Source organism: Pseudarthrobacter sp. RHLT1-30-1 (genome assembly GCF_059383415.1).
On the sequence record NZ_JBWZCG010000028.1, the window covers coordinates 1 to 18,369 of the forward strand.

Annotated in this window: 17 protein-coding genes; 9 read left to right on the top strand and 8 right to left on the bottom strand. The window is 67.4% G+C overall.

Features of this window, described 5'->3' with window-relative positions; genetic code table 11:
* Nucleotides 1-113, top strand: a 113-nt coding sequence (locus tag AC50YM_RS17065) for an L-serine ammonia-lyase, iron-sulfur-dependent, subunit alpha (protein ID WP_494958181.1), incomplete at its 5' end; no start/stop codon positions are given.
* A 54-nt stretch (nucleotides 114-167) separates the two neighbouring features.
* Here AC50YM_RS17065 and AC50YM_RS17070 read toward each other — a convergent pair.
* Nucleotides 168-653 carry a TspO/MBR family protein gene (locus AC50YM_RS17070; protein WP_494958139.1) on the bottom strand — a complete coding sequence of 162 codons (486 nt, stop codon included), beginning with the start codon at nucleotides 651-653 and terminating at the stop codon, nucleotides 168-170.
* A 184-nt stretch (nucleotides 654-837) separates the two neighbouring features.
* Between AC50YM_RS17070 and AC50YM_RS17075 the strand changes: the two genes are divergently transcribed.
* Both AC50YM_RS17075 and AC50YM_RS17080 read left to right on the top strand, forming a co-directional pair.
* Complete coding sequence (locus tag AC50YM_RS17075) at nucleotides 838-1,911, top strand: lipid II:glycine glycyltransferase FemX (RefSeq protein ID WP_494958140.1); 1,074 nt, start codon at nucleotides 838-840, stop codon at nucleotides 1,909-1,911.
* 31 nt (nucleotides 1,912-1,942) lie between these two features.
* Entirely contained in the window at nucleotides 1,943-3,439 is a 1,497-nt protein-coding gene (locus AC50YM_RS17080) for a threonine/serine exporter family protein (protein ID WP_494958141.1), read from the top strand.
* A 169-nt stretch (nucleotides 3,440-3,608) separates the two neighbouring features.
* Here the strand turns inward: AC50YM_RS17080 and AC50YM_RS17085 are convergent, their stop codons facing one another.
* Both AC50YM_RS17085 and AC50YM_RS17090 read right to left on the bottom strand, forming a co-directional pair.
* The gene (locus AC50YM_RS17085; protein WP_494958142.1) at nucleotides 3,609-4,448 is read right to left on the bottom strand and encodes a siderophore-interacting protein; all 840 of its coding nucleotides are present in this window, start codon (nucleotides 4,446-4,448) and stop codon (nucleotides 3,609-3,611) included.
* A 10-nt stretch (nucleotides 4,449-4,458) separates the two neighbouring features.
* Entirely contained in the window at nucleotides 4,459-5,283 is an 825-nt protein-coding gene (locus AC50YM_RS17090; protein WP_494958143.1) for a uracil-DNA glycosylase, read from the bottom strand.
* A 93-nt stretch (nucleotides 5,284-5,376) separates the two neighbouring features.
* Here AC50YM_RS17090 and AC50YM_RS17095 point away from each other — a divergent pair, with 93 nt between their 5' ends.
* The 6 genes from AC50YM_RS17095 to AC50YM_RS17120 all read left to right on the top strand — a co-directional run bounded on the left by AC50YM_RS17095 (nucleotide 5,377) and on the right by AC50YM_RS17120 (nucleotide 11,402).
* Entirely contained in the window at nucleotides 5,377-5,694 is a 318-nt protein-coding gene (locus tag AC50YM_RS17095; RefSeq protein WP_494958144.1) for a DUF3263 domain-containing protein, read from the top strand.
* 82 nt (nucleotides 5,695-5,776) lie between these two features.
* Nucleotides 5,777-6,427 (top strand): LytR C-terminal domain-containing protein, encoded by a 651-nt coding sequence (locus tag AC50YM_RS17100; RefSeq protein ID WP_494958145.1) that lies wholly within the window; start codon nucleotides 5,777-5,779, stop codon nucleotides 6,425-6,427.
* Between the two features lie 202 nt (nucleotides 6,428-6,629).
* Nucleotides 6,630-6,836: a cold-shock protein gene (locus AC50YM_RS17105; protein WP_494958146.1), complete on the top strand. Its 207-nt coding sequence runs from the start codon at nucleotides 6,630-6,632 to the stop codon at nucleotides 6,834-6,836.
* A 107-nt stretch (nucleotides 6,837-6,943) separates the two neighbouring features.
* Nucleotides 6,944-8,209 carry an ABC transporter substrate-binding protein gene (locus AC50YM_RS17110; RefSeq protein ID WP_494958182.1) on the top strand — a complete coding sequence of 422 codons (1,266 nt, stop codon included), beginning with the start codon at nucleotides 6,944-6,946 and terminating at the stop codon, nucleotides 8,207-8,209.
* A gap of 317 nt (nucleotides 8,210-8,526) precedes the next feature.
* Nucleotides 8,527-10,164 (top strand): chaperonin GroEL, encoded by a 1,638-nt coding sequence (gene groL / locus AC50YM_RS17115; protein WP_160667642.1) that lies wholly within the window; start codon nucleotides 8,527-8,529, stop codon nucleotides 10,162-10,164.
* Between the two features lie 227 nt (nucleotides 10,165-10,391).
* The gene (locus tag AC50YM_RS17120; protein WP_494958147.1) at nucleotides 10,392-11,402 is read left to right on the top strand and encodes an RNase H family protein; all 1,011 of its coding nucleotides are present in this window, start codon (nucleotides 10,392-10,394) and stop codon (nucleotides 11,400-11,402) included.
* A 27-nt stretch (nucleotides 11,403-11,429) separates the two neighbouring features.
* Here AC50YM_RS17120 and AC50YM_RS17125 read toward each other — a convergent pair whose 3' ends face one another.
* The 5 genes from AC50YM_RS17125 to AC50YM_RS17145 all read right to left on the bottom strand — a co-directional run bounded on the left by AC50YM_RS17125 (nucleotide 11,430) and on the right by AC50YM_RS17145 (nucleotide 18,359).
* Complete coding sequence (locus tag AC50YM_RS17125) at nucleotides 11,430-11,717, bottom strand: WXG100 family type VII secretion target (protein WP_494958148.1); 288 nt, start codon at nucleotides 11,715-11,717, stop codon at nucleotides 11,430-11,432.
* 175 nt (nucleotides 11,718-11,892) lie between these two features.
* Complete coding sequence (locus AC50YM_RS17130; RefSeq protein WP_494958183.1) at nucleotides 11,893-13,389, bottom strand: sensor histidine kinase; 1,497 nt, start codon at nucleotides 13,387-13,389, stop codon at nucleotides 11,893-11,895.
* Between the two features lie 5 nt (nucleotides 13,390-13,394).
* Nucleotides 13,395-14,105, bottom strand: coding sequence for a response regulator transcription factor (locus tag AC50YM_RS17135; RefSeq protein ID WP_494890182.1), 711 nt, complete (start codon nucleotides 14,103-14,105; stop codon nucleotides 13,395-13,397).
* A gap of 118 nt (nucleotides 14,106-14,223) precedes the next feature.
* Nucleotides 14,224-15,870: a DNA repair helicase XPB gene (locus AC50YM_RS17140; RefSeq protein WP_494958149.1), complete on the bottom strand. Its 1,647-nt coding sequence runs from the start codon at nucleotides 15,868-15,870 to the stop codon at nucleotides 14,224-14,226.
* Nucleotides 15,867-18,359, bottom strand: a complete 2,493-nt coding sequence (locus tag AC50YM_RS17145; protein WP_494958150.1) for a helicase-associated domain-containing protein — start codon at nucleotides 18,357-18,359, stop codon at nucleotides 15,867-15,869. Before AC50YM_RS17145 ends, AC50YM_RS17140 begins: the two co-directional genes overlap by 4 nt.
* Nucleotides 18,360-18,369 lie beyond the last annotated feature (10 nt).

Genomic DNA, 18,369 nt, shown 5'->3' on the forward strand with positions numbered 1-18,369 from the left:
GCGTCTCCCTCGACGAAGTCATCATCACCATGCGCGAAACCGGCAAAGACATGAGCTCCAAATACAAGGAAACCGCCATGGGCGGCCTCGCCGTCAACGTCGTCGAATGCTGATTCCGTAACGGTGCTGCATGTTGTGGGCGCTGTAGTGGACCCGGTGGTGGTCCCCTAGTTATTCAGCGCCGCCCACAGATTCAGGGACGAGGCGAATACCAGCCAGGACAAGTAGGGGAGCATCAGGAGCCCGGCGGTGCGGCTGATCGGGCCAAAGCGCTGCACCGTGATGGCCACCGTGATGGCAAGTGCCACGATGATGACGAAGCCGACCCAGAGGGCCGGGGAACCAAACAGCGGGTACAGGCCGAAGAACACCGGCGTCCACAGCAGGTTCAGCACCAGCTGCACAGCGTAGGCGGTGAGGGCGGGCCGGGTGCCCTCGGCGCGGCGGCGCCAGACCAGCCAGGCGGCCACGGCCATCGCGATGTAGAGGAGGGTCCAGACGGGCCCGAACACCCAGTTCGGCGGCGACCAGGGCGCCTTGTCCGCGGTGGCATACCAGCCGTTGACGTTGAAAGCGGTCGCCAGTCCGCCGAGCCCGGCGACCAGTGCGGAGGCTGCGAGGAAGCCCAGGAGCACCAGCAGCTGGGTGCCCATCGCACTCCTCCCGGCAGCGTGTCCCCGGCGTCCGGATCCTGCGGAAAGTGCTTGCTGGTCAGACGGCATGCTTCCAGCGTAGCCGTTCCGCCCAGGGCAGGAGCATGGGGCCGGGCGGATAGACTTGAACCTGCATGTCCGCATGCCGCCGACGCTCGTACCGCAATGATTGGATGCCGCACCCTTGCGAGAATTCACTGCCCGCTTTGCCGCCGCCGAAGAGATCGCCAACTGGGATACCCTCGTCACTGCGAACCCCAATGGCGGCAATCTCCTGCAATCGGAGGCCTTCGCCGAGGTCAAGCAGCACTTTGGCTGGAAACCGCTTCAGCTCGTGTACGAAACGGCCGATTACACCAGCTACAACCTCATCCTCGAGAAGTCCTTTCCGGTCCTGGGCAAGCTCTGGTACCTGATCAAGGGCCCGGACGTGGCCTCCGTCGATGACATCCCCGGAATAGCCGCGGCCAACGCCGAGTTCGTCAAGCGCGCCCGGCTCGGCGTCTTCGCCATCAAGATCGAGCCTGACATCGTGCGCTCCGAGGAAGCCAGTCGCGTGATCGAAGGCGCCGGTCTGGTCAAGACCCACAACCTGCAGCCCAACGACTCGACGGCACTGCTGGACATCTCCCCGGAGGAGAACCAGCTGTTGCGAAACCTGCACTCCCGCGGCCGCAACGCCGTCCGCCGGGCCATCCGCGAGGGAGTGGAAGTGCACCAGGTGGAGCCCACCGAAGAGAACTTCCGCGCCATGTACGGACTGATGACTGACACGGTGGAAGCCAAGTCCCAGGTCCGCGTCCGCGAATACGAGTACTACCGGCAGTTCTGGACCAACTTCATCAGCCGGGGCCAGGGCCGGCTGCTGTTCGTCTACGAGAACGATGTCCCCTCGGTCGGCGCCTTCGTTATCAACTACGGCCGCAAGGGCACGTACAAGGACGGCGGCTCGCTGCAGAAACGCGGCCAGTACGGTGACTCCCACCTGGTGCAGTGGACGGCGATCACCCAGCTGAAGACCCTGGGCTGCAGCGAATACGACTTCTGCGGCACGCCCCCCAGCGACCAGCTGAAAGACACGTCCAACCCGTTCCACGGACTGGGCCTGTTCAAGACCAGCTTCAGCAAAACGGTGACCGACTTCGTCGGCTGCTACGACCAGGTGTTGAGCCCGCTGAAGTACAAGGTCTGGATGGCGGCGGGGGAACGCGTTGCCCGCCAGCTCTACACCCGCCGCACGGGCCAGCAGTTCTACTAAACCGGCTGCCACGAAGATTAAGGACGCCGGAATGACCAAAGAACCCGACGGCCGCCAACGGCCGCACACCAACGCACTGCCCAGGACCGAACCGATGTCGGCTGCGCAGGTCCGGCAGAGTGCCGCGGGCAAGCGGATGCTGCGCCGGCTCGTCCAGGGCGAGAACCCGCCGACCGCCCCAATGAGTATTGTGGACCGTCTCGCCGGCAGCCCCTACGCCAACCCCATGATCCAGGTGGGCGGGGTGGACACCTCGGCCCGCAAGACCATCGACTTCTCGCTGCACCTGGCCGAGTCCATGTTCCGGTACGGCGCCGGCGCCCTCGAAGTGGAAACCAGCATCATCGCCATCACAGCCGCGCTGGGTTTGAAGCACATCGAAGTCGACATCACCAACCAGTCGGTGGCCATTAACTACGCCCCCAAGGACCAGACTCCGATCTCGCTGTTGCGCGTGGTCCGGTCCTGGACCAACAACTACGCGGGACTCTCGCAGGTCCACCAGCTGGTCACTGAAATCGTGGCTGGCGGGGTGGGCCGCGAGGAGGCGGTGCGCCGGCTCGAGGAGATCACCCGCAGCGCCAAGCCGTTCCCGCGCTGGATGGTCACCGTGGCGTACGGGGTTTTCTCCGCCGTCTTCGTCGGTGTGCTCGGCGGCGGACCCGGAGCGTCCGCGGTCGCCTTTCTCTCCAATCTGCTGATCAGCCTCTTGGCACGGCAGCTGGGGCGGTGGCGCACCCCGGACTTCTTCATCACCGCGTCCTGCTCGTTCCTGGTCACCTTTCTCGCCCTGCTCCTCTGGCGGTTCGGCGGTCTGGTGGGGATCCAGATCGCCCCAGAGATCGTGGTGGTCGGCGGCATCCTCCTGCTGCTGCCAACCGGGCGCCTCGTCTCCTCGGTACAGGACGCGATCAACGGATTCCCGGTCACGGCGGCCGGCCGGTTCCTCTCCACCATGCTGACTTTCGGAGCGCTCGTGGCCGGCATTGCTATCGGCTTCGTGGTCGGGGACGTGACCGGAATGGAGCCGATCGACGTCACCAAAACATTCCCGCCGGCGTATGACTTGTGGGTGGTGGTCATTTTGATCGCCATAGCGGTGCTGATGATCGGCATCACCGAGCAGACCAGCGTGGCACTCTTGCTGCCGACCGCTGCCGTGGGCGTGGTGGGGTATCTGGTCCTGATCGGGGCCGATGCCCTGGCCATCGGTCCCCGCTTTTCGCCCGCACTGGCCGCCGTCGTCATCGGTTTGCTGGGCCGGGTGGTGGCACTCCGCATGGGAGCCCCGCAACTGGTGGTGGCCGTGCCGGCCGCGCTGATCCTGCTGCCGGGCCTCACCATATTCCGATCCATGTATGTGTTGACGGTGGAGGAATCGGACCTCCTGCTGGGTGCCGGGGGCATGCTGAGCGCCGGCGCCATCGTGTTCGGCGTCGCCGCGGGCATCGTGCTCGGCGATACGCTGGCCCGGCCGCTGACCCGCAGCCTCGCCAGCAACGAACGACGGCGGGCGCGCCGCCGCTAGCGCAACCCTGATGCCCTGCCCCTGAGCACCGCGGGCGGGGCCGCGCAATCCCGGTTCATACCAACGCGGGGTCAGATCCGGCCGATTGTGGGCCCGCCCATGGGCCGGATCCGACCCCGCGTTGTTGTATCTGGTGCCGGTCGATGCCGCGCCGCCAGACCCTGTGCCCCTAGATCTTGCCGATGGCCAATTTCTTCTCGGCCTGAAAATCGTCTTCCACCCGTCCCAACGCCCAGTAACCGGACAGCGAGACCTGTGAGCGCTCCAGTCCGCGCTGAGTGAAGAGCACTTCCCGCAAACTCTTCATATAGCCACGCTCGCCGTGCGCAAAGACCTGGACTCTGCCCTCCGGCCAGGCGGTGTCGCGCACCGCAGTGACCAGGAGTTCGCTGGCCCCGGCCGGCACGCCGCCGCGCAGGAGCCAGCGCAGCTCCACACCCGCCGGCGCGGCGATCGCCTGGATGTCGGCGGCGCTGTCCACCTCGAGGAACGCTAACCCGCGGGCATCCGCCGGCAGCGACTCAATCGCGGCGCCGATGGCCGGCAGTGCGGATTCATCGCCAGCGAACAGATACCAGTCCGCCGCCGGATCCGGGTTGTAGCCCCCGCCAGGGCCGGTGAAGATCAAGGCGTCGCCGGGCCGGGCGGAGTTGGCCCACGGTCCAGCAAGGCCTTCGTCGCCGTGGATCACGAAGTCGATGGCCAGCTCCGCGGCGGCCCCGTCGACCCAGCGGACGGTGTACGTCCGGGTGAGCGGCCACTGATCCCGCGGCAGGGATTCCCGGATGGCGGCCAAGTCCAGCGGCTCCGCGTAGTTGACCCCGGGCTGGGGGAACAGGATCTTGACGTACCGATCCACGAAGGCGTTGTTGGCATAGCCCGCGAAGCCCGGGCCGCCGGCAATGATCCGAACCATGTGCGGGGAGAGCTGTTCGCGGCGGAGGACGGTGAGGTTGGTCTGCGGGCGTGATTTCGGGGTGGCCGCGGTGGCAGCGGGGACTGTGGTCATGACATCAAGATTAGCCAAGAAGGCTGCGCGGGCCCTGACTGTGAAGCCGCGGGGGAATCGGCGGCAGTTCCCAGTCCACCGTGCCGTCCCCTTGCTCCTGGAGCAGCGCGTTGGCTTGACTGAACGGCCGGGAACCAAAAAACCCCCGTGCAGCCGAGAGCGGACTCGGATGGGCGCTGGCGATCACCGGCGCGGTGCCCAGCAGCGGCCGGACGGTCCCGGCATCCTTGCCCCAGAGGAGGGCCACGAGCGGCGCGGGGGAGCCGGCGGCGGTGACGCGGTTCGCCACGGCGCTGATGGCCGCGGCCGTGATGGCTTCCCACCCCTTGTTGCGGTGCGAGCCTGCCTCCCCGGCCCGGACGCTGAGGACCCGGTTGAGCAGCAGCACCCCCTGGTCCGCCCAGTGGCTGAGGTCGCCGTGAATCCGTGGCGGTAGGCCAAGATCGGCGTCGAGTTCTTTATAGATATTGGCGAGGCTGCGCGGGATGGGCCGCGTGGCGCCGTCCACGGCGAAGGACAGCCCGACGGCATGGCCCGGGGTCGGATACGGGTCCTGGCCCACTATCAGTACCCGGACGTCCGACAACGGCTGCCGGAACGCCCGGAGCACGTTCGGCGGCGCCGGCAGGACCGCGTGGCCGCCGGCAACTTCCCGGCCCAGGAAAGCCAGGACGCTTTGCAGCTGCCGTTCAAGCGGCGCCAGCGCCTCGGCCCAGTCCGGAGCAACGAGCTCGCGCAACGGCAGGCGTGCCAGCTCAGCGAAGTCGGCAGCTCCGGCTGAGGGGGGGTGCAGTTCGAACAGGGCATCGGAACCAAGCGCGTCTGGGGTAACCACAGGGACCATTCTCGCAGGGTCGCAAATGACAAGCCTGTTATTCGCCCGTAACATGGGAAAGACTTTTGACCGGATCCAGCCAGGGAGTGTGTTGTGGCCGAACAAGCGCAGGAGCACCTGTCGACGACGGAATCGCTGTCCGCCGGGACCGACCCCGAGTCGCCGCTCAGCAGCCGGGACCAGCAGATGCTGGCGCTGGAACGGCAGTGGTGGAAGTACGCAGGAGCCAAGGAACAAGCCATCCGGGAGCTCTTCGACCTCTCCGCGACACACTACTACCAGATCCTCAATGCCCTCATTGACAGCGAGGATGCGCTGGCCCACGATCCGATGTTGGTGAAGAGACTGCGTAGACTACGTACGTCACGCCAACGCGCGCGTACTGCCCGCCGCTTGGGCTCGGACGCGTAGGAGCAAAACCTGACGTGCGGATTTCCGCGCCGAAGACAGCGTGCCCAAAGTCGTTAGAAATCAGCAAGGACGTCGTTTTACCATGACCAAATACGCTCGGGATGAATTTGATCGGGTCCCGGAGACCTCCACTCGTCAGGGTGTCCATCGGGCAGTCGCCGCATCCCGGAGCCACCGCCGCCGGCTGGTTCCCATTCTGGCGGTCGGCGCCGCGGCGCTGGCCGTCGGCCTCCTGTCCTTTCTGGTTCTGCCCAAACTTGGGCTCTCCTCCGCCGGCAGCACCCAGGCGGTATCGGTAGAGCAGGGCGGCAGCAGCGCCGCCGCGTCACCGGCGCCCACAGCCTCCGGCCCCGCACCGACCAGCACTGCAGCCAGTGCGACACCATCGGCGGCACCCACGCCCTCCGTGGCAGCCACGCCCTCGGCGGCGACCACGCCCTCGGCGGCAGCCGCCGTCGTCGACAAGGCCCAGCCGGTGGGGGTCTTCAACGCCACCACCACCGCCGGACTGGCGAACCGCGTGGGCGGAACCGTCTCCAGCGCCGGCTGGACCGTTGGCACGCTCGGGAACTGGGGTGGTGTGGCACAGCAGCGCTCCGTCATCTTCTACGGCGGCGCCGCGCAAAAGGCTAACGCCGAAGCGCTCGGAAAACTCCTGGGCATCACGACCGTGGTTGACTCGGCCGACTTCGAGCTGCCCCTCGTCGTAGTGCTGGGCCCGGGCTTCAAGTAGTAGGTCCGTCCGGTTACGCCTGAATAACTATTAGCCGCCCCGCCCGCCAGCGCCCCGCGCCCCGGGCAGGGCCTGTGGGTAGAGTATTTGCGGACTGCGATTGCATTCTGCGTCTTGCATCCACGTTTTTGCATTCTGCGATCTGCATTCCGCGGCGTACATTGTGGTGGCCGCCCGCAGGCCGACTGAAAGGGTGGACCCCATGGAACAGGGAACCGTCAAATGGTTCAACGCCGAAAAGGGTTACGGCTTCATCACCGTGGACAGGTCCGGGGACGACGTCTTTGTGCACTGGTCAGCCATTACCGGGGAAGGCTACCGCGCCCTGACCGAGGGCCAGCGCGTGGAACTTGAAATCGGCGAGGGCGAAAAGGGCCCTCAGGCCGAAAGCGTCCGGCCCGCCCCGTGACCTTTTCCGCCGCAGCGTATGCACCGCACGACCCAGCCGTGCATGACCCTGCCGCAGCGAACACCGCCCGAAGGGGAGCAGGCAGCCCCGTCCGGCGCTGGGCCGGAGTGCTGCGGCCCGGCCGGGCCGTGGCCGTAGCAGCGGTTGCGGCGCTGACCACCACCGCGTGCCTGGGGCCAACAGGCGGCGCACGCGTGCAGCAGGCCGACGCGAGCGGTGACGGCACCCTGCGGATCGGGCTGCTCCTCGACAACACCGGCCCGCAGAACTTCCTCAACGCCCCCCAGCTGGCCGCCGCGAAGCTGGCGGTCAAGGAAATCAACGCCGCGGGTGGCCACAAGGGAAAGCCGGTGGAACTGCTCCCGGAGACCGTCAGCGGCGACACCGCTGCGCAGGCAAAGGCGCTCGTGGCGGCCAAAGCCGACGTCGTCATCGGCCCGACGGATTCCAGCCGGGCACCCGCCGCCATCGATGTCCTGTCCAACGCCAGGATCGCCATGATTTCCCCCGCGAACACCGCCAGCGGACTCAGTGGCTATGAGAGCCGAGGCTACTATTTCCGGACTGCGGCAGCTGATGTCGCGCAGGCCCCCGTTCTCGTGAAGCTCGCCAAGGACGGTGGCGCGGGAACCCTGGCCGTGGTCTATGAGGAAGGCAGCCACGGCAAGGACATGTCCACCGCGGTCGCCGCCGCAGCCAAGGAATCCGGTGTCGGGATCGTCGCCGTCGCAGGGTTCGCGCCCGGCCAGGCGCAGCAGGCGGCCGCGGCCGCGAAGGCGGCGGCCCCGGACGCCGTCGTGCTGGTCTCCCGCGCAGGTGCCCAGGGCGCCGTCGCCGAGCTGAACAACGCCGGACTCGCCGGCACGAAACTCATTCTCAGCGACGGTGCGGTCAGCCAATACGGTTCGGGCCTCGGTTCCGGGGCCCTCGACGGTGCACGCGGCATCCTTCCGGGGACGTTTGCCTCCGCACACTTCCAGGCCGAACTGGTGGCCGTGGATCCCGGGTTGAAGGACATGACCTTTGCCGCCGAGGCGTACGACGCCGTCAACCTCGCCGCCATCGCCGCCGCTGCTGCCCAGGACGACGCCGGAACCTCCATCGCCGCCGGCCTGATCGCCGTCTCGGGCGGCAAAGTCCAGGCCGCCGGGAGCGCAGGCCCCGCCGGCGAAGCCACAGTCTGCAGGAACTACCAGGAGTGCCTGGACGTCATCCGGGCGGGCAAGAAACCCGATTATGACGGGGAATCCGGGCGGATCGGCTTCGACTCCCGCGGCGACGTCAGCAGCGCAAACTACGTTGTCTACCGCTATGGGGCAGACAACCGGGCCACCATGAGCGGCAGCGAAACGGCCAACAGCAGCGGCGGTTAATCGCCCGTAGCGTATTGCGTCGTGCCGCGGGCCGCCAGCGGGCCGAAGCGGCGCCGTCCGGCACGCCCGCTGCTTGCACTCTCCCCGGGGGAGTGCTAATTATTGAGTTAGCACTCCCGAGTATTGACTGCTAACACAACGCCCGGTTTGCCCGGCCGCGAAGTTGCAGCAGGCGATCCAGGAGCGAAAGAAACACCTGGCTGGGGTGAGATCCCTGGCCCGGCGGCATACAGAGGCCGCAGGGCAAGGATCGTCCGTCGCGGGCACCGCAGCAAAGGTTCATTCTTAACGACTGTCCCGAAAGGACTACTGCCGTTATGGCCAAGATCATTGCATTTGATGAAGAGGCACGCCGCGGTCTTGAGCGGGGCCTGAACATCCTCGCCGACGCCGTCAAAGTCACCCTCGGCCCGCGTGGACGCAACGTCGTCCTCGAAAAGAAGTGGGGCGCCCCCACGATCACCAACGATGGTGTTTCCATCGCCAAGGAGATCGAGCTGGACGATCCTTACGAAAAGATCGGCGCCGAGCTGGTCAAGGAAGTTGCCAAGAAGACGGATGACGTCGCCGGCGACGGAACCACCACCGCCACCGTGCTGGCTCAGGCCCTGGTCAAGGAAGGCCTGCGCAACGTCGCGGCCGGCGCTGATCCCCTGTCCCTCAAGCGCGGCATCGAAAAGGCTGTCGAAGCCGTCACCCGCGAGCTCCTGGCCTCCGCCAAGGAAATCGAGACCAAGGAAGAGATCGCGGCCACCGCGTCCATCTCTGCCGGTGACAACGAGATTGGCGCACTGATTGCCGAGGCCCTGGATAAGGTCGGCAAGGAAGGCGTCATCACCGTCGAGGAGTCCAACACCTTCGGCCTGGAGCTGGAACTCACCGAGGGAATGCGCTTCGACAAGGGTTACATCTCCGCTTACTTCGTCACCGACGCTGAGCGCCAGGAAACGGTCCTTGAGGATCCGTACATCCTGATCGTCAACTCCAAGATCTCCAACGTCAAGGAACTGGTTGCTGTCCTCGAAAAGGTCATGCAGTCCTCCAAGCCGCTGCTGATCATTGCCGAGGACATCGAGGGCGAGGCCCTGGCCACCCTGATCGTCAACAAGATCCGCGGCACCTTCAAGTCCGTCGCCGTCAAGGCTCCGGGCTTCGGCGACCGCCGCAAGGCGCAGCTCGCTGACATCGCCATCCTCACCGGTGGCCAGGTCATCTCCGAGGAAGTCGGCCTCAAGCTTGAGACCGCCGGCCTCGAACTCCTCGGCCGCGCCCGCAAGGTCGTCGTCACCAAGGATGAGACCACCATCGTCGAGGGTGCGGGTGACGCTGACCAGATTGCTGGCCGCGTTTCCCAGATCCGTGCCGAGATCGAGAACTCCGATTCCGACTACGACCGCGAGAAGCTGCAGGAGCGCCTGGCCAAGCTGGCCGGCGGCGTTGCAGTCATCAAGGCCGGTGCCGCAACCGAAGTTGAGCTCAAGGAACGCAAGCACCGCATTGAGGACGCCGTCCGCAACGCCAAGGCTGCTGTCGAAGAGGGCATCGTCGCCGGCGGTGGCGTTGCCCTGATCCAGGCCGGCGCCAAGGCCTTCGCCAACCTGCAGCTCGAAGGCGACGAGGCAACCGGTGCGAACATCGTCCGCGTTGCCATCGACGCCCCGCTGAAGCAGATCGCCTTCAACGCCGGCCTTGAGCCGGGCGTTGTCGTCGACAAGGTCCGCGGCCTGCCCGCAGGCCATGGCCTGAACGCTGCAACCGGCGAGTACGTCGACCTGCTGGCTGCCGGCATCAACGACCCGGTCAAGGTCACCCGCTCTGCCCTGCAGAACGCGGCTTCCATTGCCGGCCTGTTCCTCACCACCGAGGCCGTTGTGGCCGACAAGCCGGAGAAGAACTCCCCGGCCATGGGCGGCGGCGACGACATGGGCGGCATGGGAGGCATGGGCGGTTTCTAACCACCCCTGCTCCCGGCGCTGAGCAGTTCAGCGCTGAACGTCCAGTTCAACGACGGCGGTCCCTCCTTCGGGTGGGGCCGCCGTCGGCGTTCCCCCAATCACCGAAACACGCCACCCGTCAGCCACCGGCCGGAGGGGTGGGGAGTGGCGTGGGGAGGCGGGCCGGCAAGTCGGTCAGGGAGTCGTGCGGTGACATTAGTGCCAGCGGGGTCTGGCAGGATAGTGCAGTGACGATTACAGCGGCAGCCGACGGTTCGGCTTTAGGAAATCCCGGCCCGGCCGGATGGGCCTGGTATGTGAACGACGACTGCTGGCGAGCCGGCGGATGGCCGCACGGCACCAACAACATGGGCGAGCTCATGGCTGTGCTGGATCTCTTCCGCTGCACTGCGCATCTGCCCGCCGAGGATCTGCACATCCTCTGCGACAGCCAGTACGTCATCAACTCCGTCACCAAGTGGATGCCGGGCTGGAAGCGCAAGGGCTGGCGTAAATCCGACGGCAAGCCGGTGATGAATGTCGAGCTGCTCAAGGAGATCGACCAGGCGCTGGTCGGCCGCAAATACAAATTCGAGTGGGTGCGGGGCCACGCCGGGCACGACCTCAATGAGGCAGCCGATGACCGCGCCAGGGCCGCCGCCACCGCCTACCAGCAAGGCGTAGCAGTGCGGCAGGGTCCCGGTTTCGGCGCCGCGGCCGGCGCAGGTCAGGGATCCCGGGCCGCATCCGCATCCGCGTCCGCGTCCGCAGCCTCAGCGGCGCCGGCGGCACAGCCGGCGCCCCGGACGGCGACGGAGCTGTCCTCCCGGCAGCTCTTCGGGGAGCCCACGCTCTTCGACGAGCCCGACCTTTTCAGCGAACTCGACGAGGACACCACGCCCGCGCCCGGCACGGACGCGAGCCCGGAGGCCATCGTCGAGTCACTTGAACGTGAACTTCTCCGGCCGGAAACGCGCGCCGACCTCGGGCGCACCGGTGTGCTGCTGCACCCGGATTTCACCGAAATTGGCAGCTCGGGCCGGATCTGGACCAGGGACGCCATGATGATGTCTCGGGTCGAGGAACCTGCCGGCCCCGCCGAGCTGGAAATCCTGGGCTCAGACCGGCTGGGCGAGGGGACAGTTCTGCTGACGTACCGCAGCCGCACCCGATCGGGAACGGCCGTGCGCAGCTCCCTGTGGGTCCATGACGGCGCCCAATGGCGGCTCCGCTTCCACCAGGGCACCCCCGAAGCCTGAGCGCGCCTGTGGGCCAGCCAGCGCCCGTCAGCTGAAACGTTGGGTGTTGTGCAGTTCGGCCTGCGCGTAGCTCGCGGCTGCTGAGTTTAGCGCCATGTTGATCGAGGCGAGGGAGGCCTCGACCTTTCCCTGCGTCAGGGTCCACTCGGAGACGAGGGCCTGGAAGTTGGTGGCGGCCGAGCCGCGCCAGGTGGCCTGCAACTCATCGAGGCCGCGCTTCATGGCCTGGACGTCAGCGCTGATTCGGTCGACCGTGGCCTTGACGGTCGCTGACTTGAGCTGGAGGAGTTCCGTGTCGACGGAGATGATGCTCATGGGGTGGCCTCTCGACGGTGCCTGATCCGGACTCTCCGGACCTTCCGAGCTTAGGCAGGCCCGGGAGGCGCGGGGAACGGCCGGACTCCGGTATGTGGAGAACCTCCGGAAGCCCGGAAGCAGGAGGCCCGGAATCAGGGAAGCAGGAGGCTCGGAAGCAGGGAAGCAGGAGGCCCTACTCCCCGTCCGCGTCGGAGCCGGTCCGTGAACGTGCGTCGGCCCGTGAATCGCTGTCCTCGGTGCCTTCGTCCAGAAACGGCAGGCTGACCACAAGAGTGGCGCCGCCGCCGTCGGTATGCGCGACCCTGACCGTGCCCGAATGCGAGCCCACGATGGCCGCGACAATCGCCAGCCCCAGCCCGCTGCCGCCGGTCTCCCGCGTGCGGGACGTGTCCGCGCGGTAGAACCGCTCGAAGATCCGGGCGGCCTCCTCGTCCGGAACACCGGGACCGTGGTCGCGGACCTCGATGACGGACTGCCGGGTACCGTCCCCGGCGGTCCGGACGCCGACGGCCAGCTCAATGGGCGTGCCGTCCGGGGTGTAGCGCAGGGCGTTGCCCACCAAATTCCCGACGACCTGGCGCAGCTTGGCTTCCTCGCCGAGCACCGGGGCCGGCCGGGGGGGACCGCCGTCGAGCCCGGTCAGCACGACAGTGCGGCCGCGGTCGCTCGCCTGCGTGTCCACAACGGCGTCGTTGGCAATCAGCAGCAGGTCGGACGGCTTCTGCTGCAGCGGCCGCTGCTCATCGATCCTGGCGAGCAGGAGGAGGTCCTCCACCATGGTTCCCATCCGCTTGGCCTCACTTTCGATCCGGCCCATGGCGGTTGTGACATCCTCCGGCGTGGCCAGCGCGCCGTGCCGGTACAGCTCGGAGAACCCACGGATCGTCACCAGCGGGGTCCGCAATTCATGCGACGCGTCCGCGGCGAAGCGGCGCATCCGCTCCTCGGAGGCCATCCGGGCGGCGAAGGCCGTCTCGATGTGGGCAAGCATGGCATTGAGGGAACTGCCCAGCCGGCCCACTTCGGTGTGGGGGTTTTCGACTTCGACGCGCCGGGAGAGGTCGCCGGCGGCAATCGCTGCGGCGGTCTTTTCGACCCGGGCCAGCGGCCGGAAGGACCGCGAAATGCTCCAGGTGGCGATGAAGAAGGCGAGGACAAGGGTCAGCAGCCCGACGCCGACGACCACCAGGACGGCGTGTTCCATCACGGAATCGACCGGCCACAGCGGGAGCCCGATGACCACCACCGAACTGCGCTGGTTGGTGTCCACGACGTTGAGTGCGACGACGCGCCAGTTGCGCCCGTCCGTGCCGCGGACCTGGAACGGGACCTGCTCGCGGTCCGCGGCCTCGGCGGCGCTGATGCTGGTGATGTCCGGGTGGAGCTCCCTGTCGCCGCCGAACGGCACCGGCGGCTGGCCGGGGGTAAAGAGCATCAGCGAGTAGTCGGTGGGGATGCTCTCGCTCTGGACCTGCAGCTGGCTGAACGACTGCTGATGGCGGACGGAGGCGACCGCGGCCCGGAGCTTGTCGTCGACCTGCCCCTGCAGATAGCTGTGCAGCAGGGTCATCGTCCCGGCGCCCGTGGCGGTGAGAGCCACCAGCATCAGGGCGGTCATGATGGCGACGAGCTGCGATCTGAGCGAGGCCGACTGCCAACGCTGGAGCAACAAGGTCAGCGCTTCTCGGCCGTCCGCAGCACGTAGCCGACGCCGCGTTTGGTCTGGATCAGGGCCGGGGCATCGGGATCAATGTCCACTTTGCGGCGCAGGTACGAGATGTAGGACTCCACGATCGAGGCATCTCCGCTGAAGTCGTATTCCCAGACGTGGTCCAGGATCTGGGCCTTGGACAGGACCCGGTTGGGGTTCAGCATCAGGTAGCGCAGCAGCTTGAACTCGGTCGGGGACAGTTCAATCACCGTGCCGCCGCGGCGGACCTCGTGGGCGTCGTCGTCGAGCTCCAGGTCATCGACCCGGATGACCGCGTCATCATCCTGCAGGGGCTGCGTGCGGCGCAGCACGGCGCGGATGCGTGCCACGACCTCGTCGAGGCTGAACGGCTTGGTGACGTAGTCGTCACCTCCGACGGTAAGACCCATCACCTTGTCTTCGGTGTCATCCTTGGCGGTCAGGAAAAGCACCGGGAAGTGTTTGCCGGCGGCGCGCAGCCGCCGGGTGACGGTGAAACCGTCCATGTCCGGCAGCATGACGTCCAGCACGGCCAGATCAGGGGCATGGAGGTCGGCGGCCGCCAAAGCCTCGCGCCCGTTGGACGCCGAGACGACCTCGAAGCCGGCAAAGCGCAGGGACGTGGAGAGCAGCTCGCGGATGTTGGGTTCATCATCGACGACGAGCAGTTTGGCTTCGGGACCGTTCTTTTTCATGATTCCCATCATGCTCCCAGACTCTGGGAGTTTTCTGAATGGCAGATGTGTGTTGCGTGGACGACTCATCCCTGCCGGCGGGCTGAGGGCTCATTCCCGGCTGACGCAGGGGGCAGCCTCAGCTGGCTGTCCCCACATCCTTCGCGTCCATGATCCGGTAGGCGTAGCCCTGCTCGGCCAGGAAGCGCTGGCGTTTGGCCGCAAAGTCCTGGTCCAGGGTGTCCCTGGCCACCAGGGAGTAGAAGCGGGCGGCGCGGCCGTCCTTCTTGGGCCGCAGCAGCCGGCCCAGGCGCTGGGCCTCTTCCTGCCGGGAACCGAAGGAGCCGGAGACCTGGATGGCGACCGAAGCCTCGGGCAGGTCGATGGAGAAGTTGGCGACCTTGGACACCACAAGGGTCTGCACCTCCCCGGCGCGGAACGCCGCAAAGAGCTTCTGCCGGTCCTTGACGGATGTGTCGCCCTTGATCACCGGCGCCTGCAGGCGCTCGCCGATCTCATCCAGCTGGTCGATGTACTGGCCAATCACCAGCAGCTGCTCGCCCGCGTGCTCGGCCACGAGCCGTTCCACCACCAGGGTCTTGGATTCGGACGTGGCGCACAGCCGGTATTTGTCCGCTTCCTCTGCCATGGCATAAGCCACGCGCTCGTCCCGGGGCAGGTCGATCCGGACCTCGACGCAGTCGGCGGGCGCGATGTAGCCCTGCGCCTCGATGTCCTTCCACGGCGCATCGTAGCGCTTTGGTCCGATCAGGCTGAAGACTTCGCCCTCGCGGCCGTCTTCCCGGACCAGCGTGGCGGTCAGCCCGAGCCGGCGGCGCGCCTGCAGGTCTGCGGTCATCCGGAAGATCGGGGCGGGCAGGAGGTGGACCTCGTCATAGATGATGAGTCCCCAGTCGTTGCCGTCCACCAGTTCCAGGTGCGGGTAGAGCCCGCCCCGCTTGGTGGTCAGCACCTGGTACGTGGCGATCGTGACGGGGCGGACTTCCTTGACGGAGCCGGAGTACTCGCCGATCTCCTCTTCGGTTAGGGAGGTCCGCTTCAGCAGCTCGTCCTTCCACTGCCGGGCGGAAACGGTATTGGTCACCAGGATCAGCGTCGTGGTGGAGCTAGTGGCCATCGCGGCGGCACCGACCAGGGTCTTGCCGGCCCCGCAGGGAAGCACAACGACGCCGCTGCCGCCGGCCCAGAAGTTCTCCATCGCCAGCTGCTGGTACGGGCGGAGCTTCCAGCCGGATTCGTCGAGCATGATCGGATGCGGCGTCCCGTCCACGTAGCCGGCCAGGTCTTCGGCCGGCCAGCCGATTTTGAGCAGCAGCTGCTTGAGCTGCCCGCGCTGGGAGGAATGCACGACGACGGTTTCGCCATCGATCCTCGGCCCCAGCAGCGGGGCGATCTTTTTGGCGCGGCTGATTTCCTCCAGGACCGGATAGTCGGAGGTGCGCAGGACCAGGCCGTGCTGGGGATCCTTTTCGAGCCGCAGCCGGCCGTAGCGGGACATGGTTTCCTCGACGTCGATCAGCAGCGAGTGGGGCACCGGGAAACGGGAGTACTTCAGCAGGGTGTCCAGCACCTTTTCGGCGTCGAGGCCGGCGGCGCGGGCGTTCCAGAGGCCCAGCGGCGTGAGCCGGTAGCTGTGCATGTGCTCGGGGGCGCGTTCCAGCTCGGCGAACGCCGCGATGGCATGCCGTGCCTCGGTGGCGAGCTCGTGGTTGACTTCGAGCAGGATGGTTTTGTCACTCTGGACGATCAGCGGTCCATCGTTCACTGGAGCAGTTCCTCTGCGACTTCAACGTCAATAATCCGGTGGATGGACAGGACACGTTCGGTTTCCTTCGCCGGATCGAACACCCGCACCCGTCCGCCGTTCACAGCTACGGGGACAACCGTTTCCCGCACGGCATTCCCCAAGCCGTCGACGACGTTGATCACCACACGCTGCTTGAGCCGGATCGCCTTCTGCAGGGTTTCCAGCCCCAGCTGGGTCGATTCCTCACTGCCGGGCAGGACGGCAGCGTGCCCGTTGCTACTGCCGGAGGGCCGCTCGCTGCGCAGCACGGCCAGCTGGGCATCGACGTCGGCCTCCGGAGGGGCGGTGCGCGGAGCGCTGTATACCGGGCGCGCGCTGCCCGGCACCGCGGTGGTGCGTCGCAGCCGGACGCCGCCGGCGTCGGATTCCTCCACCGCAGGGGACAGCCCAAGGTGGCGGAGGACCTGCGCCGTTTCCCGCGGCCCCGCCCGCGAAATCAACACGGTGGGTGCGATCCGGACCAGGCCCAGGGTGGAGGCGCCGGGCGCGTTGAGCAGTTCCAGGAGCGCCGTTTCGTCGTCGCTCTGGATGAACGTCGCGGCGGACCCCACCCGCAGCTTGGCATGGCGGGAGGCGGTGTCCTCGATCAGGTATTTCAGCGGCTGCGGAATCGCGGTGGCCGAGTGCAGGTCCAGGAAATCCAGCATAGTCTGGGCGTCCTGGCCCGCGTCGAGCGCCCGCCGGACCGAGGCGACGGAGAAACGGTAGATCGTTGCCGGGCCCTGGCCTTCGGCATCGGCCATGGTGAGGAGCTTTTCGGTCAGTTCCGGGGCGAGGTAGCCGGGCGCCACGGCGGTGAGGTCCGCCTGGAGCAGGACATGGTTCAGGGCCGCCGGCAGGTGTTCGCCCAGGATCCCCATCGCCTCGTCGGGCCGCTCCGCGGCGATGGCCGCTCCGATCTGGCTGAGTGCGCCGGAGCCGATCAGGCCCAGCATTTCGGCCTCGGCCAGGACACCCCCGATCAGCGAGCTGAAACGCCGTGCCATCCGGGGCTGGGTCCAATCGGCACGCTCGAGCACGGCCGCGGCGTCCAGTACCGGCGCCTGCCCGTCCGCGGCCGCGGCCTCCCCGGTCAGCTCGGCAATAATTTCCAGGATCCGCTTCCGGACCACGGGAGCGTCCGGCCGCTGCGCCTCGGCCGACAGCGCGTTGATGGTATTCCCGGCCGCACCCCGGTGAAGGGCCGGGACCGCCGCCTGGCCGTTGACGGGCTGGCCGACCAGGGACGGCGCCCGCTCGCTGGCGAGCCAGGCGTTGACGAGCCACAGCCATTGCTCCTGCCGCGGAAGCGTCTGCCATTCGAGCTGGGCGGGCTGGACCCAGGCGGAATTATCCACGTCCAGGCGGATCAGGCCGGACAGGGCGCATAACTCCGCCAGCACCCCGGCCTCGTGCAGCCCGAGCTGCAGCCCGTCCGCCAGGCGTTTCAGCTCCCGGACGCCCACACCGCCGCTGCGCAGGGTGACGAGGGGTTGTTCCCGGACGGCGTAAAGCAGTTCGCCGACGAGCCGGAGGGTCTCGGCGATCGCGCCAAGGGCGGCGTTGCGGCGCAGCGCCGCGGTCGTGGAACCCAGCCGCGGCACCGGGGGAGTCAGGGCAAACTTCTCGATCACGTAACCGCCGCGCAGGGACACACCGACGCTGTGCGGGAGCTCCACGTGGGCGGCGTCCAGCGGCACCAACAACCCGCGGGCCAGGAGCCAGTCCACGGGCCGGACGTCGGTGGGCTCGTGCAGGACGGAGGCGCGCCGTTGCGCCTGCGGGACGGCGCCCATGGCCCAGTTGCCGAAGCGTGCGAGCAGCGCCGCTGTGCGCTCCGGGGCGGCGGCCAGGATCCGCTGGAGGGATTCCGGGGTGGCGGTCCAGTGCTGCAGGGACAACGCGGCCTCCATCGGCGTGGTCGCCGGGGAGATCGCCGCTCCGCTGCGGTGGAGTTCCCCGACCAGCTGGACCACACGCTGGGCGAAGGCCGGCTGGAGCCGGACGAGTTCGGTGTAGCTGCGCCCCAGCCCGGCCGGGTAGATGCCGATCACGTCCTTGAGGCTGCCCACCGGCAGGTAATAGCGAAGCTTCGCAGCGGCAGCAGGTGCGGCGCCGTGCGGGGGTTCCGCCCGGTGGACCAGGGCCAGTTCCTGCAGCGAATGCAGCATCTTTTCGATGGAGTTCAGGGTGGCGGCGTTGATGAGTTTTTTCAGCATCGGGGCGGAGGCGCTGTGCCCGGTGTCCGTGTTCGTGCACAGGTGCAGGGTCTCGAGGACCTGCATTTGCGGGCGGTTGAGCCGCTCCAGGGCACGCTGTACGCTGACGCGGCCGCTGGCCCGGGCGGCGAGGGCAGCGAAGTCCGGCACGCCGGGGGAGATGAGGTCCGGCCGCGCGGCGAACAGGGCCCGCAACGAATCGTCGCTGCGTGCCTGGAGTTCCTTGCTGAGCGCGCGGATCAGGGACATCAGTGCAAGG

Excerpts from the sequence above, each read along its gene's own strand:
- AC50YM_RS17070 (WP_494958139.1), bottom strand. The coding sequence starts at position 653 with ATGGGCACCCAGCTGCTGGTGCTCCTGGGCTTCCTCGCAGCCTCCGCA.
- AC50YM_RS17080 (WP_494958141.1), top strand. The coding sequence starts at position 1,943 with ATGACCAAAGAACCCGACGGCCGCCAACGGCCGCACACCAACGCACTG.
- AC50YM_RS17085 (WP_494958142.1), bottom strand. The coding sequence starts at position 4,448 with ATGACCACAGTCCCCGCTGCCACCGCGGCCACCCCGAAATCACGCCCG.
- AC50YM_RS17100 (WP_494958145.1), top strand. The coding sequence starts at position 5,777 with ATGACCAAATACGCTCGGGATGAATTTGATCGGGTCCCGGAGACCTCC.
- AC50YM_RS17105 (WP_494958146.1), top strand. The coding sequence starts at position 6,630 with ATGGAACAGGGAACCGTCAAATGGTTCAACGCCGAAAAGGGTTACGGC.
- groL (WP_160667642.1), top strand. The coding sequence starts at position 8,527 with ATGGCCAAGATCATTGCATTTGATGAAGAGGCACGCCGCGGTCTTGAG.
- AC50YM_RS17125 (WP_494958148.1), bottom strand. The coding sequence starts at position 11,717 with ATGAGCATCATCTCCGTCGACACGGAACTCCTCCAGCTCAAGTCAGCG.
- AC50YM_RS17135 (WP_494890182.1), bottom strand. The coding sequence starts at position 14,105 with ATGAAAAAGAACGGTCCCGAAGCCAAACTGCTCGTCGTCGATGATGAA.
- AC50YM_RS17145 (WP_494958150.1), bottom strand. The coding sequence starts at position 18,359 with ATGTCCCTGATCCGCGCGCTCAGCAAGGAACTCCAGGCACGCAGCGAC.